Below are 13,125 nucleotides of genomic sequence, written 5' to 3' on the forward strand. Positions count from 1 at the left end.
ACGAGGCCGCATGGGATGGGCGCGACGCCGCCGGACGGCCCGCCGCCGCCGGGGTCTACTTCGTCGAACTGCGCGCCGGGCCGCGGGTGCGCACATCCGCCGTCCTGCTCGTTCGATGATCCCTTCGCTCACCCCGCTTATCCTCGCTCACCCCGCTTATCCTCGCACACCCCATGAGGCGACGTCCTCCCTTCTTCCGCTCCGCCGCTCGCGGCCTCACCGCCGTCCTGCTGGCGAGCCTGCTCACCGGAGCGCTCCGGCACACGCTCGCCCCTCCGAAGTTCTGGCTCATCCCCTATACCATCCGTCCCGTCACCCTCGGGTCCATGGACTGGGGCGACTACGACGGCGACGGCGACCTCGACCTGCTCCTGACCGGGCGCGCCGCTTTCAGCAACGGCGCGAGCACGTTTTTTCAGGCCATCACCCGCGTCTATCGCACCGACGACTCCACGTTCAACGTCTCCGTCGGTGAACAGGCGATCCCCGTCAAGGTGAAGGTCTTTCACGACCTCAACCTGAACACGACGCTCGTGCCGCCCGTGCGGCAGAGCTCCGCCAAATGGGGCGACTATGACGGCGACGGCGACCTCGACATGCTCCTGACCGGCATCACCGAAACCGTCACCGTCTCCGGGCGCATCGAGATCCCCATCGCGCGTGTGTACGTCAATCAGAACAACTTCTTCTCCGACGCTTCCGTCGATCTTCCGACGGGCGCCTACGACGGTGAGGCCGCCTGGGGGGACTTCGACGGCGACGGCGACCTCGACGTGGCCGTCACCGGGGCGACGCGCCTCGAGCCGCCCGTCACGCCGGAGACCCACGTCTACCGCAACGACGACGGCGCGTTCACCGACACCGGCGCGCAGCTGCCCGGCCTTCGCTTCAGCGCCCTTGCCTGGGGCGACCTCGACGGCGACGGCGACCTCGACCTCGCGCTCTCGGGTTCGGAAGAGAACGGCCGGTTCGTCACGGACGTCTTTCGCAACGACGGCGGCGTCTTCACGGCTCTGAACGCCGGGTTGCCCGCTCTGGCCTTCGGCGCGCTCGCCTGGGGCGACTACGACAACGACGGCGACGACGACCTCCTCCTCACCGGCGGCGCGCTCGACCCCGCCCTCCTCCGCGGCGTCACCCGCCTCTTTCGCAACGACGGCGGCACGCTCTCCGACACCGGCTTCGACTTCGGCGGATGGCTGGCCGGAAAGGTCCGATGGGGCGACTATGACGACGACGGGGACCTCGACGTCGTCCTCATCGGCAAACGGAAGATCCTTGGCGACACCGCGCTCCGCCTCTATGAAAACGTGGACGGCCGTTTCGAGGAGGCGCAGGCCCTGAGCGGCTTCAGCGGTCTCACCTTCGGCGACGCGTCCATCGTCGACTACAACGGCGACGGCGACGCGGACATCATCGTCACGGGTCGGCAAAGCACCGAGGAAGACCTGACGTTCCGCTTTTTCATGAACCGTCTCGTCCCCGAATGCACCGATCCGGACTGGCTTCCGGAGGGCGAGCCGCTCACGTGTCTCTAAGGGCCGGCGGCGCGCGTCGTCATCGGGCTCCCCCACACGTCCCAGACACCCACACCGTTCTCGCGGAGCAAGCGCCGGAGCTTGATAGGCCTATCGTTTGCCGGGGAACGCATAGCCGAGCGCCTGGATGGTCGGCTCCGGGAGCGTCCATTCGGTGGTGTACTGGTTCACCGAGCCGAGGAAGCCGAACCCGTTTTCGACGTTTGAGAACACGCCGGGCTGGATGAGCAGTTCGGGATCGAAAACGCCGCCGGGAGGCCGCCACTTTTCGTCCGTCATCGTCAGGCGCATGCCCACGCCGAGGAACACGAGCGGCTCGCCGATCTGCCGGGCGACGTCCGCGCGATCTTTTCGGAGCTGTACGTCCACGGTCCAGCCGTCTTCCCGGAGTCTGCCGAAGCGGTCCTCGCCATAGGTCACCACCACCTCGCGGAACGGGTTGCTCGGGGGGAAGGCGGCGAAGCGGTACCACACCTCGACGCGAAACGGGGGGGCGTCCACGTTTTCCCAGCGCACGGTTTGTATGAGGTTGGCGGGTCCTTCCACCGGCTCCCCGACGAAGGCATGCTCGGCGCGCGGGACGGTCGTTTCGGCCGCCGCCGTCGCGCCGTCGGAGCGCTGGACCTCGAAGCGGTACGTCCATCCGGGGAAGACGTGGAGCGGGGCATAGAAGACGTGGCCGAGGCTGCCGTCGTCGAAGTGGATGAGCGAGTCGCGCCAGACGACGGCGTTCCCGTCTTCGCGCGCCGTCGTGGTGACGCGCGCATCGAGCACGTCCTCCTGTTCGGTCACGAGGCGTCGCCGCAAGGGGATCACGCGCACGAACTGGGTGTCGGCGGCAGTGTCGAGAAAGCCGAAGATCGTGAAGAAGCGATCCTCCTCGATGAACGGATCGACGGTGTCGTCGCACGCCGAGGCGAACAGCCCGGCGGCGACGACGAGCCCGAGCATCACCGCCGGCGAGAAGATTCGGATGGGCGCGAGGTGTTTCATCTGACTTCGAGCTTGAGGCCGAAGGACGGGATCAGCGGGAGCTGGTCGATCCGCCGCAGGGTGAACAGGTCGAAATAGAACAGGTTGCGGCGGTCATAGGCGTTGATCACGCCGACCTGTGCGGTGAGGAAGACGCGCGGTTGCAGGCGGAACGCACGGTCGAGCGAGACATCGAGCCGGTGGTAGGCGGGCAGGCGGCCGGTGTAGGGGCGTTGATAGAGCACGCGCTCGTCGCCCGGCGCTTCGGTCACCTGCACGAGCGTGTCGAGGAGCACGAAGCGGTCGAAGCCGATGGACTGGTTGAACGGCAGCCCGGAGCCGAACTGCCACCGCACGTTCAGGTTGAAGCCCGCGTGCGAGACGCCCGCCATCACGTTGACCTGATGCCGCCGGTCGTGCGGCGGCGGATACGTGATGGCGGCGTCGCCCGTGAGCAGTTCGAGGGATGGGATCTCGGCTTCGTAATCGACCTGCGAGAAGCCATAGCTTGCCACGCCGAAGAAGGGTCCGCCCCGCACCTCCAGCCGCACGTCGCCGCCGATGGCCGTGCCGTCGGCCTGCTGAAGGTTCGTCGTGAAGCGCGGGAAGGCCGTCCACTCCGGCACCACGAGGTTCGAGAGCGTCTTGTAAAACCCTTCGATCGAGACGTTCATCCCCCGCGCGGGGTTGACGTGCCATCCGGCGATGAAATGCCAGGCTTCGGGCACCTGACCGAGCGGCGCGGTGGCCCACACGGTGAACACGTCGCCCGCGTCACGGCGGTCGGTCAGGCCCGTCACCTCCTGGTGATAGAGCCCCGCCGCCCCGCTGAAACGATGCCGCCCCACGTTCCACACCACCCGCAGGCGCGGCTCGACGAAGTTCTGGCTCTTGCTCGGGAAGGAATGGATGCGCACCCCCGGCTGCACGCGCAGGTTGCCCGAGATTCGCACCTCCGGCTCGATGTAAAACCCCGCCTCCGTGACCGACTCGTCCCGCGTGCTCAGGTTCTGAAACTGCCCCCCGAGGTCGCTGCCGAGGGTGAGCGCGCTGAGGAAGAGCCCCCAGTTCACGTCCGTATTGCCCAGGTAATGCGTGATGTTCGTCGAGAAATTGAAGCGGTCCACCGAGGTCGAGCGAAACGGGCGGTCCGACGGGCCGAAGTCGTTGCTCAGGCTCGAAATCGAGGTCAGAAACTCGGCGAAGATGGGCAGGTTGGCCGGGAGGAAGAGGAGCCGCGCGCCGAGGACGTCGTTCGCCCACGTCACGACGTCCTCGGCGGGCGTGTCCGCGGCGGCGGCCATCAACGGATCGACGCCGAGCCGCCCTTCATCGTCGGTGTGGAGGCCGGTGATCGAGAGCTGTGCGCCCGTGCCCAGGTTCGCGTGGATCTTTCCGAAGAAATCGCCGAAGGAGAAGGGGAGGGGGTCGTCGACGAGCCGGGCCGCGCCCTGCTCGATGACCGACTGCCGGGCCGAAAGCAGCACGGAGACGCTTCCCGGCACGAGGGGGCCTTCGAGCAGGGCGCTGCTCACGAACGGCGCCGCAGACACCTCGCCCGCCCACCGTTGCTTGTTGCCCGTCCGCGCCGACACGTCGATCACGGACGAGAGCCGCCCGCCGTACCGTCCGCCATAGCCGCCCGCGTACACGTCCGCCGAGTTGATGATGCCCGAGGGGAACGAGGAGAAGAAGCCCAGCACGTGAAACGGCTGGTAGACGAGCATGCCGTCGAGCAGGACGAGGTTTTGGGTCGGCTCGCCGCCCCGGATGAAGAGTTGTCCGCCCTGATCTCCCTGCGAGACGATGCCGGGCATCGCCGTGAGGTAGTTCACGAGGTCGGCGGAGACGTCGGGGGCCGGCACCAGGTCGATGTCGACGGGGCGGACCGTCTGCAGTCCCGCCGACACGTTCGCCGCTCCGGCCGTCTCCCGCGCCGACTCGACGACCACCTCGCCCAGTTTCGCCTCCGCCTCGACGAGCGCGAGGTTCAAGGTCCGGATCTCTCCCGCTTCGAGCGTGACGGTCTCTTCGTAGGCGTCGAAGCCGATGAACGTGGCGCGGAGGCGGTACGCGCCGGGCGGCACGCGTGAGACGGCATAGAAGCCGTCGTTGTCGGCAGCCGTGCCGAAGAGGCGCCCTTCCTCGTCCCTCAGCGCCACGTTGACGCCGGGCAACGGCTGCCCGTCCGAGGCCGAGGTGACGAAGCCGCGAAGCGTGGCCGTCTGCGCCCGGGCCGTTCCCCCGAGCGCGAGCCAGATCATCAGCCCCGTCAGGGCAGCCCCCAATCGTATCGCGTGGCGCATATCGTCCCCAGAAGATGAAAGAGGCCTTCCCGAAGGCCGCCTCAAAAGCCGAGGGGATGTTACGGAGCCGGGGCGAGGGATGAAAGGACAAATGAGGCAATTATTCGGCCCTGTGCGGGGCCGCCCTTCGGTCGCGGTCAGAGGCGCCTGCGGGGCGTCCGCGGGCTTCGCATACACCCGCCGTCAAGGGCTTGCCTGTCGGCTCATCGAAAGATCGGTTTCATGAACAGGATGCGGCTCTCGTGTCCGGCGGCGTCGACGGACTGAAGCCCGAAGAAGTTGTCGTCCTTCGAGACGCCTTTGAGCGTGTACTCGGTCACGTTGCCCACGAAGATCTTTTTCTCCCACACCGGTGAGGTGGTGTCGCGCACGAGCACGTAATAGCCTGCCACGCGGTCTGCGCCCGCCGCCGGGGGTTCCCACACGAGGCGCGTATCGACCGAGAGGCCGCGCGCCCAGAGGCCGGCCTTTTCCGGCGGCGGCGGCGCGAGCGCCAGGTTCACCAGTCCCGCCAGGTTGACCCGCGCCACGTTGGCGATGTAGGCGAAGTCCACGGCGTCCGGCACGTCGCCATAGGCGATGCCGTCTTCGGTGCGCACGTCCTGATGCTGCCGCGTGAACGCTTCGTTCGGCTCGGTCATGCGGACGGCGGCGAACCCGTGCTCGCTGAACGGGATGTGGTCGCCGCCCCGAAGGAAGCGGTCGCGGCGATAGATGAGCTTGACGTGCATCAGCGGCGCATACCGCTCGCCGACTTCCTTGAGGTACCGCGCAAGTTGCCGGGCGGGGCTGTCGTTCTCGCCCCCGACGGCGCGGCGGAGGCCGGCGTCGCGCTCGGTCTCGGTCACCGGCGCCCCCTCGGAGAAGAGCCGGATGGTGCGGTTGTCCTTCGTGCCGTTGTCGCCGAGGGTGTTCCCGACGATGTCGAGCGTGATCATGCCGGCCACGTTCCAGCCGAGCGAGTCGGCCTTCTCGGCGAAGTGGCGGGCGCCGATGAGGCCCTGCTCCTCGCCCGGGACGGTCATCAGGATGAGGGTGGCGGGGAAGGAGGACCCGGCGAGCACGCGGGCGATCTCCAGGACGGCGGCCGTGCCGCTGGCGTCGTCGCTCGCGCCGGGCGCGTAGGCGGTCGCATTGCCGATGTCGGACACGCGGCTGTCGTAGTGCCCGCTAATGATGAAGACGCGGTCGTCGTTCGGATCCGTGCCGGGCAGCCGGGCCACTACGTTTTTCATCACCACGTCACGGTCGATGCGGCGGCCGTCGGCCCGGTACAGAAATTCGTCGAAGGCGACCTCCATGCGCCCGCCTCCGGTTTCGGCATAGCGTTCGAGCGTGCGACGGATCCATCGCCGGGCCGCGCCGATGCCCTCGGTGTCCGAAGTGGTATCCGAGAGCGTATGCCGCGTGCCGAAAGCGGCCAGCCGCCGCACACTCGCCTCGATCGAGTCGGCGCTGACGGCCTCGACCAGCCCCGCGACGTACGGATCGGGATGAAGGATGACTTGAGCAAAGGAAGCCTCCGCCAGAAAGGCGAAAAGCGCGAGGACGTACAAACGTTTCATGAGGGATGGGTACGGATCGTGGAAGAAACACGCGTCAAACTACGGACGCGGGGGCGGGATGTCGAGGGAAAAGCGCCGATGTGCGGTCTGTGCGCGGCTTTACCCTGCGACGTTCGGCGTGTATCGGCGCGGCGCATCGATCACCTGAAGGAGGACGGCTCCGAGGATGATGAGGCCGCCGGCGGCCAGTTCGAGCAGGGTGGGGACGGTTCCGATGGTGAGCCAGGCCAGCGTCAGCGCCGCCAGCGGCACGAGGTTGCCGTAGAGCACCACGCGTGTGGGACCGAGCGAGCGGAGGGCGCGCACCTTCACCCATTGCCCCACGCCGACTCCGATGCCGCCGCCGAGCACGATGGCAACCCAGGTCCACGCGCTGAGCGAGAACCACGTTTGTTCGGCGAGCGAGGGGGAGGCCACGAGCAGATAGAGCGCCCCGCCGATGATCGTGCGCGCCGTCACCATGGGGGTCGGGCCATAGCGGGCGGCCAGCGGCTTGATGAGGTGCAGTTCACCGGCGGCCAGCAGGATGGCGAAAAAAAGCATGAGGTCGCCGAGCCAGTAGCCGCGGGCGGGGTCGAGGCCGTCGAGCGCCAGCCCGAGCGTGCCCAGGCCCGCCAGCGCCAGCCCCACACGCCCCACACGCCCGATGCGCTCCGTGTTCAGAAAATAGCCCATCCCGGCGCTCATCACCGGGCCGAGGGCCAGCCACAGCGACGCCCGCGCGCCGTGTGTGAGCCCCAGCCCTTCGATGCCGAGCCACGGCGCGAGCGTCGCCCCCAGCACGGAGATCCAGAGCAGGCGCGGCCAGTCCCGGCGATCGAGCTTCGGGAAAAGTTGCAAGCGGCAGCCGTCGTTGCGGGCGTGAAGCATCCGCTGCGCGTACAGAATGGCCAGCATGGCCATGCCGCCCACCAGAAAACGCGACACGCTGAACGAGATCGGAGCCATCTCCCGGAGCGCCACCTCAGCCAGCACGAAGTTGCCCCCCCAGATGAAGACGAAAAGCAGAAGCACGCCGTGGTGCGAATAGTCCGTCTCCGGTGAAGCCGCCGCCACCGCCCCCGGCTCGCTCGCGCCCGCCTCGTCGGCGCTCACCTCCCTGACGTGCTGAGACATACCGGGCCCGGACTTATCGACAAGAATAGAGAAAAGGATGAATCGCCATCATTTCCGAAAAACCGGCGCGTTCTTGAACCACTCAAGGAGAGGGGATGATACGGTTTTCCCGCGATTGGCGTGGCATTCGTGCGGAGAAAAAGTGGCCGGCGGCGCGCCCTGCGTGATCCTGCCTCCCCTGCCGCCCCGACATGCACACCTCCCCACACATCGCTTCCCGCACGGCGCTTCGTTCCTCTCACGCGCTTCCCGACCTCAGGTTGCACGAACGCCGCACCGCTTCCGTGAACCCTTCCTTCCGCACGGCGTTTTCAGACGCCCCCTGGTCTCATGCCGCCTCATCACGCCTATGCCCCTTTCGCCCGGAACGCCCGCCCCCGACTTCACGCTCCCCTCCACGAGCGGCCGCGACTTCACCCTCAGCCGTGACGCCGCCGGACAGATGTGCATCCTCTACTTCTACCCGAAGGACTTTACCCCCGGATGCACCCGCGAAGCCTGCGCCTTCCGTGATGAGTTCGCCTTCTTTCGCAAGGCTTCCGTGCCTGTTTACGGCATCAGCCGCGACGATCTGGAAACGCATCGGCGCTTCAAAGCCGAACATCATCTTCCCTTCGACCTCCTCGCCGACATGGACGGCCGCGTGTGCGAGAGCTACGACGCCCTCCTTCCTCTGATTCGCATCCCCAGACGCGTCACCTATCTGCTCGACGCCGAACACCGCATCGCCGCCGTCTATGAGGACCTTTTCGGCGCAGGAGAACACATCGACGCGATGATTGCTCACCTCAAGGCGCGCCCCTGAAGACCACGTCGGATCTCCTCCCGCCGCCCGCACGGAAGCTTCGGAAGGCCTTTACTCTCACGGGAAAATCTTTTATCCTGTTACGGGATCGTTACATCTTGCGCCATCGTGAGCGAACATCCGAGGAGGCTTTCCGGGTGCGCCCTTCCCGAAAGCGTTCGTGAAGTTTCGGTGAAGCACGAAAGAGTTCGTAATGTCCTGTGCGTGTGGTCAACGTAAGAAATGTGCTTGGGCAGGTTGCAGGATTTTGCGGGACCGGGCCTCATGACCACCCCGAGACCGGGCTTCGCGAGCATCTCTTTTCGGAATACATCTTCACACCTTACTTTCCATCAACCTCAGGAGGAATCCTATGAAGAAGCTTTTTCCCATGTTCATCGTGGCTCTTTTCGCCATTGCCGCCACGATGGAAACGGCCCCCAAGATCACCGTTGAGGGCACGCTGGTAGACACGAAGTGCTACGGCATGGCCTCCGCCATGGGTAAGCCGGAGATGGCTATCGGCAACGACCACATGGTCATGAAAAACGGCAAGATGATGAAAGTGCCGAATTGCGGCACCGCCTGCGCGAGCATGGGCATCCCGACCGGCGTCGTGACCGAAGACGGCAAGACGTACATCATCATCACCTCGGCGACGGCGCTGAAGGACCACGTCTCGCAGCAGGTGCGCGTGACGGGTGAGAAAGCCTTCGAGGGCGGCATCCTCGCCGGCAAGGTCGAGGTCAAAGAAAACGGCAAGTGGAAAGACGTCACGCCGGGTGCGATGATGTAACCGCAAGCCCATTGATTGCACGAAAAGGGGTGACCGTTTCGGACACCCCTTTTTTTGTATCTTCTCCGAAGAAGCAGCCTCCAACCTGTCATGCTCCGCGCAAACCCTTCGGAGCGCACTCCCCGGCCCTTTATTTCACGATCATGAAAACGTATTTCCTCTTTTCCTTCCTCGTCGTTCTGCTTTACGCCGCGTCCGCCTGCTCGTCCGAAGACGCACCGGAGGCGACTGCGGAAAAGACGTACACTCCGGGAGACTCGCTGGAGGTGGTCGGCACGCTGGTGGACACCAACTGTTTCTCGCGTGACAGGGCAAACATCGGGGTCGATCATCCGCATCCGGTGCCGGAAGGCCAGATGGGACCCGCCTGCGCCCGCTTCTGCGCGCGGCAGGGCTTTCCCGTGGCCGTGCTCACCGGCGGCGACCCGGACGGCAAGGTGTGGATCCTGCTCACCAACGGGCAGGTGCTTGCCGACTATATGGCCGGGACCGTGCGCGCCCGCGGCCTCGTTCGATCGGACGGCATCCTGATCCCTGAACGCATCGAACTCAAAACCGACGACGGCTGGACGTTCATTCTCTAAACCGGCCCGCGTACCCCATCAACCTGCTCCCCGGCCCGGAAGACACGGCTTCTTTCCGGAGCCGCACGTAATCAACCTGCTCCCCGGGCCGCTCCCCGGCTCGGAAGACACGGCTTCTTTCCGGAGCCGCACGTAATCAACCTGCTCCCCGGGCCGTTCCCCGGCCCGGAAGACACGGCTTCTTTCCGGAGCTTCCTCTGTACGGCCCGGCGAAACGTGAGGTGTTTCGCTTCCGGACGCCGGGTGCAATGCCCTTTCGTCACCCAACTCCCAATGCGCCATGGCGACGCTCGAACAACCGATCGCGCTTGCCCCGGCCATGCCTCGCACAGGCAAGCGGGACCTCTGGCTGGTAAGCCCCTTCTACGACCTCACCTTCATCATCTTCTCCGCCGTGTTGCTGGTTTTCCCTCACATCAGCCACGCGATGGTCCAGAGCAACATTTTCGTCGATCTCATCGTGACGATGCTCATCGGAGGGCCGCACCTGTTTGCGACGTACACGATGACGCTCATGGAGCCGGACTTCCGAAAGCGGTATCCGGTGTACGCCCGGGGCGCTTTGCTCTTGCCGGTCATCATCGTGACGCTGGCCGTGGTGAACCTGACCCTGCTGGTGACGGTCTTTTTCTTCTGGGCCTCGGTTCACGTCATACACCAGGCAGCCTACGTGGCGGACGCCTATCGGATGAAGGATCCGCGCGGCTGGCGGTGGTCCTCCCGTGTGATCGACTACGGCCTGCTCTTTACCTCCATCTATCCCATCGCCACCGGCAAGCTCATCCATAGCCGGTTTCAGACCGGCGGGCGCACCTTGCTCTTCCCGGACTTCCTGCGCATGGATTGGCTGCCTGCCGTGGTGTGGGTCCTGTTTCTCGGCTTTCTCGCCGCCTTCCTGGCGAAGACCATATGGGAATACCGCCGCGGGCGTTTCCACGGGCCGAAGACGCTCCACATGTCCGTGGCGACCGGTCTGTTTCTGCTCACACCGATGCTCGAAAACCTCGACGTGGCGTTTCAGGGCCTCAACGTATGGCACTCGTTTCAGTATCTCGCCATCGTCCTTTACCTGAACCGGCTGCGCTCGGAGCGTGGTTTGATGAGCTCGGAGATGGTCAAAAAGATTTCCAGCCGGGGCTACAAACTCTACGCGACATGCCTGGCGTTCACGTTCGGGGCGGGAGTGATCTTCCTCGCCACACTCGGCCTCGTGACGCACTTCGGGTGGTTCGAGACCGGCGAGCTCATGGGTTCGCTCCTCTACGGAGACGTCTATCAGGGGCAGCACTACTTTGCCTTCTACAGCGTCATCCTCTCGTTCCTGCTCATCCACTATTACTTCGACCACTTCATCTTCCTCGGCATTGACAAGAAGATCACGCCGGAGTTTGCCCCGCTGCACCGCTCCTGAGGTCTTTTGCCGAACTCTTCGGGGGATGCCGCCTTCGGTCTCGCGCGCGGGCATAAAAAAACCCCGGAGCTTCGAGGCGCCGGGGCGGGAAGATCGGACGGCGGGCGGCGTCAATACGCCGGGGCGTTGACGGCTTCGACGCGGGTGATCTGCGGGACGACGCGTTTGAGCGTCTGCTCGATGCCCGCCCGGAGGGTCATCGTGCTCATCGGGCAGGTGCCGCAGGCCCCGAGCAGTTCGAGTTCGACCACGTAGTCGGGGGTGATGTCGAGCAGGCGCACGGAACCGCCGTCGGTCATCAGGTAGGGCCGCAGCATGTCCAGCGCCTCTTCGACGCGCCGCCGGAGTTCGGCGTCTTCGCCCGGGCGATAGGCGTCGCCGGGCGGTGGGGAATCGGGCGTATTTTTTTCCTCGAACATGGTCGGGTGGTGCAATGGTTCGGGTTACCGGCTATAACGACGGCTTCGCCAAAAAGATCAGGCCGTCGGGGCGAAGCGCCCGGCTCATCGGTGAAGGATCTCGATCTTCTCCGTCGCGGGGAGCGTGGCGTTGCGGATGGCCGTCTGCCGGGCCATTTGCTCGGCGATGCGCGTGAAGGCCTGCGCCGAGGGGTGCTCCGGCGCTTCGGCCACCACGGGCGTGCCCGCGTCGCAGTGCTCCCGGAGCGACTGCTCGATGGGCACCTCGCCGAGGAAAGGGACGCCGAGTTCTTCGGCCAACCGCCGCGCGCCGCCCTCGCCGAAGAGATAATATTTTCGGTCGGGAAGCTCGGGCGGGGTGAAGTACGCCATGTTCTCCACGATGCCGAGCACGGGCACGTTCACCTGCGCGAACATGGACACGCCTTTGCGCGCGTCGGCGAGGGCTACGTCCTGCGGCGTCGAGACGATGACCACGCCCGCGAGCGAGACGGTTTGCACGATGGTGAGCTGAATGTCGCCGGTGCCGGGCGGCAGGTCCATGATGAGGAAGTCGAGCTCGCCCCAGGCGGTGTCGCCGAGGAATTGCTGAACGGCGCTCGTGACCATCGGGCCGCGCCAGATGACGGCCTTGTCCGGATCGACGAGGAAGCCCATCGAAAGCAGCCGCACGCCGTATTTCCGGAGCGGGACGATTTTTCGCTCCTCGTTGACCGTGGGCCGCGCGTCTTTGAGGCCGAACATCGTCGGAATCGAGGGGCCGTAGATGTCCGTGTCGACGAGGCCCACGTCGTAGCCCTGTTTCGCCAGCGCCACGGCCAGGTTGACGGCGACGGTGCTCTTGCCCACGCCGCCTTTGCCCGAGGCGACGGCGATGAGGTTCAGCGGCTCGGGCGTCGACGAAGGCGTCTCCGCCGCCCCGCCGAGCATCAGGTCGTCGCCCAGCCCGATCATCTCATTGTCGAGTGAGACCTCCACCCGCACGCCTGCGCCGGCCGCCTTGCCGATGGCGCGCCGCACGGCGTCCTCGACGGTCCGCGCAAACGGGGACGCCGGGTTCGGAAGGACGAGCGTGAAACGCACCGTGTCGCCTTCCACGCGGAGGTCTTTCACCATGCGGAGACGGACGATGTCCTTGCCGCGTTCGGGCTCGACGACCGTGCCGAGCGCATCGATAACCTGTTCGACCGTGATTGCCATGACTCTCTCGATTCGGACCCTGAGACGCGCCTCTGGAAAAGGTTGGATAATGCCGGTGGGACACGGGGGGCAGGGCTTTGTTCCATCTTCTCGGGTTTCTCAAACCGGTCGCTTTGGGCGGAAAAAGCGAAGGGCGAGGCCGTGCCGAAGGCCGCGCGGGCTGATGCGGCAGACGGGCGCTTCGAACCGGCGCATCACGCGCTCGAAGAGGAGCACGCCCGCCGGGAAGACGTCGGCGCGGCCGGCCATGACGTCGGGGTTGAGCGCGAGGACTTCGTCCCGAGAGGCGGCGAGGAGCCGCTCGCGCCACCGGCGCACGTCGGCGTGGGTGAGCATGACGCTGCCGGGCGGGAGGCCGGCCCACGCGCGCACGCCGTGGTGGAGGAGCGCGAGCGAGACGGCCGTGCCCGCCGCGCCGATGAGCGGGGTTCCCG

12 protein-coding genes are annotated in these 13,125 nt (G+C 66.0%); 5 read left to right on the top strand and 7 right to left on the bottom strand.

The features are described from left to right. Positions 1-173 precede the first annotated feature (173 nt). A complete protein-coding gene (locus AC1HIY_RS00060) occupies positions 174-1,538 on the top strand; it encodes an FG-GAP repeat domain-containing protein (RefSeq protein WP_479574658.1) in 1,365 nt (454 codons plus the stop codon). 90 nt (positions 1,539-1,628) lie between these two features. Here AC1HIY_RS00060 and AC1HIY_RS00065 read toward each other — a convergent pair whose 3' ends face one another. The 4 genes from AC1HIY_RS00065 to AC1HIY_RS00080 all read right to left on the bottom strand — a co-directional run bounded on the left by AC1HIY_RS00065 (position 1,629) and on the right by AC1HIY_RS00080 (position 7,497). Continuing rightward, on the bottom strand, positions 1,629-2,531 hold the full coding sequence (locus AC1HIY_RS00065; RefSeq protein ID WP_479574659.1) for a hypothetical protein: 903 nt from the start codon (positions 2,529-2,531) through the stop codon (positions 1,629-1,631). Beyond that, entirely contained in the window at positions 2,528-4,816 is a 2,289-nt protein-coding gene (locus tag AC1HIY_RS00070; RefSeq protein ID WP_479574660.1) for a TonB-dependent receptor, read from the bottom strand. Before AC1HIY_RS00070 ends, AC1HIY_RS00065 begins: the two co-directional genes overlap by 4 nt. A gap of 203 nt (positions 4,817-5,019) precedes the next feature. Then, on the bottom strand, positions 5,020-6,381 hold the full coding sequence (locus AC1HIY_RS00075; protein ID WP_479574661.1) for a M28 family metallopeptidase: 1,362 nt from the start codon (positions 6,379-6,381) through the stop codon (positions 5,020-5,022). 99 nt (positions 6,382-6,480) lie between these two features. Further along, on the bottom strand, positions 6,481-7,497 hold the full coding sequence (locus tag AC1HIY_RS00080; RefSeq protein WP_479574662.1) for a DMT family transporter: 1,017 nt from the start codon (positions 7,495-7,497) through the stop codon (positions 6,481-6,483). 349 nt (positions 7,498-7,846) lie between these two features. On the opposite strand from AC1HIY_RS00080, the gene AC1HIY_RS00085 reads away from it, so the two are divergent. From AC1HIY_RS00085 to AC1HIY_RS00100, 4 genes are all read left to right on the top strand, one after another. Beyond that, positions 7,847-8,302: a peroxiredoxin gene (locus AC1HIY_RS00085; RefSeq protein ID WP_479574663.1), complete on the top strand. Its 456-nt coding sequence runs from the start codon at positions 7,847-7,849 to the stop codon at positions 8,300-8,302. Positions 8,303-8,654: 352 nt separating this feature from the next. Further along, a complete protein-coding gene (locus AC1HIY_RS00090; RefSeq protein ID WP_479574664.1) occupies positions 8,655-9,077 on the top strand; it encodes a hypothetical protein in 423 nt (140 codons plus the stop codon). 143 nt (positions 9,078-9,220) lie between these two features. Further along, positions 9,221-9,661: a hypothetical protein gene (locus AC1HIY_RS00095; protein WP_479574665.1), complete on the top strand. Its 441-nt coding sequence runs from the start codon at positions 9,221-9,223 to the stop codon at positions 9,659-9,661. Positions 9,662-9,941: 280 nt separating this feature from the next. Beyond that, positions 9,942-11,072 carry a hypothetical protein gene (locus AC1HIY_RS00100; protein WP_479574666.1) on the top strand — a complete coding sequence of 377 codons (1,131 nt, stop codon included), beginning with the start codon at positions 9,942-9,944 and terminating at the stop codon, positions 11,070-11,072. 110 nt (positions 11,073-11,182) lie between these two features. Here AC1HIY_RS00100 and AC1HIY_RS00105 read toward each other — a convergent pair whose 3' ends face one another. From AC1HIY_RS00105 to AC1HIY_RS00115, 3 genes are all read right to left on the bottom strand, one after another. Continuing rightward, the gene (locus AC1HIY_RS00105; protein WP_479574667.1) at positions 11,183-11,491 is read right to left on the bottom strand and encodes a NifU family protein; all 309 of its coding nucleotides are present in this window, start codon (positions 11,489-11,491) and stop codon (positions 11,183-11,185) included. Positions 11,492-11,575: 84 nt separating this feature from the next. Continuing rightward, positions 11,576-12,691: an Mrp/NBP35 family ATP-binding protein gene (locus AC1HIY_RS00110; protein WP_479574668.1), complete on the bottom strand. Its 1,116-nt coding sequence runs from the start codon at positions 12,689-12,691 to the stop codon at positions 11,576-11,578. Positions 12,692-12,790: 99 nt separating this feature from the next. Further along, on the bottom strand, positions 12,791-13,125 hold a 335-nt coding region (locus AC1HIY_RS00115), incomplete at its 5' end, for a Ppx/GppA phosphatase family protein (protein ID WP_479574669.1).

The organism is Rhodocaloribacter sp., from assembly GCF_056451265.1.

Coding starts and splice junctions, on each gene's coding strand:
- AC1HIY_RS00060 (WP_479574658.1), top strand. CDS start 174: ATGAGGCGACGTCCTCCCTTCTTCCGCTCCGCCGCTCGCGGCCTCACC.
- AC1HIY_RS00065 (WP_479574659.1), bottom strand. CDS start 2,531: ATGAAACACCTCGCGCCCATCCGAATCTTCTCGCCGGCGGTGATGCTC.
- AC1HIY_RS00070 (WP_479574660.1), bottom strand. CDS start 4,816: ATGCGCCACGCGATACGATTGGGGGCTGCCCTGACGGGGCTGATGATC.
- AC1HIY_RS00075 (WP_479574661.1), bottom strand. CDS start 6,381: ATGAAACGTTTGTACGTCCTCGCGCTTTTCGCCTTTCTGGCGGAGGCT.
- AC1HIY_RS00080 (WP_479574662.1), bottom strand. CDS start 7,497: ATGTCTCAGCACGTCAGGGAGGTGAGCGCCGACGAGGCGGGCGCGAGC.
- AC1HIY_RS00085 (WP_479574663.1), top strand. CDS start 7,847: ATGCCCCTTTCGCCCGGAACGCCCGCCCCCGACTTCACGCTCCCCTCC.
- AC1HIY_RS00090 (WP_479574664.1), top strand. CDS start 8,655: ATGAAGAAGCTTTTTCCCATGTTCATCGTGGCTCTTTTCGCCATTGCC.
- AC1HIY_RS00095 (WP_479574665.1), top strand. CDS start 9,221: ATGAAAACGTATTTCCTCTTTTCCTTCCTCGTCGTTCTGCTTTACGCC.
- AC1HIY_RS00100 (WP_479574666.1), top strand. CDS start 9,942: ATGGCGACGCTCGAACAACCGATCGCGCTTGCCCCGGCCATGCCTCGC.
- AC1HIY_RS00105 (WP_479574667.1), bottom strand. CDS start 11,491: ATGTTCGAGGAAAAAAATACGCCCGATTCCCCACCGCCCGGCGACGCC.
- AC1HIY_RS00110 (WP_479574668.1), bottom strand. CDS start 12,691: ATGGCAATCACGGTCGAACAGGTTATCGATGCGCTCGGCACGGTCGTC.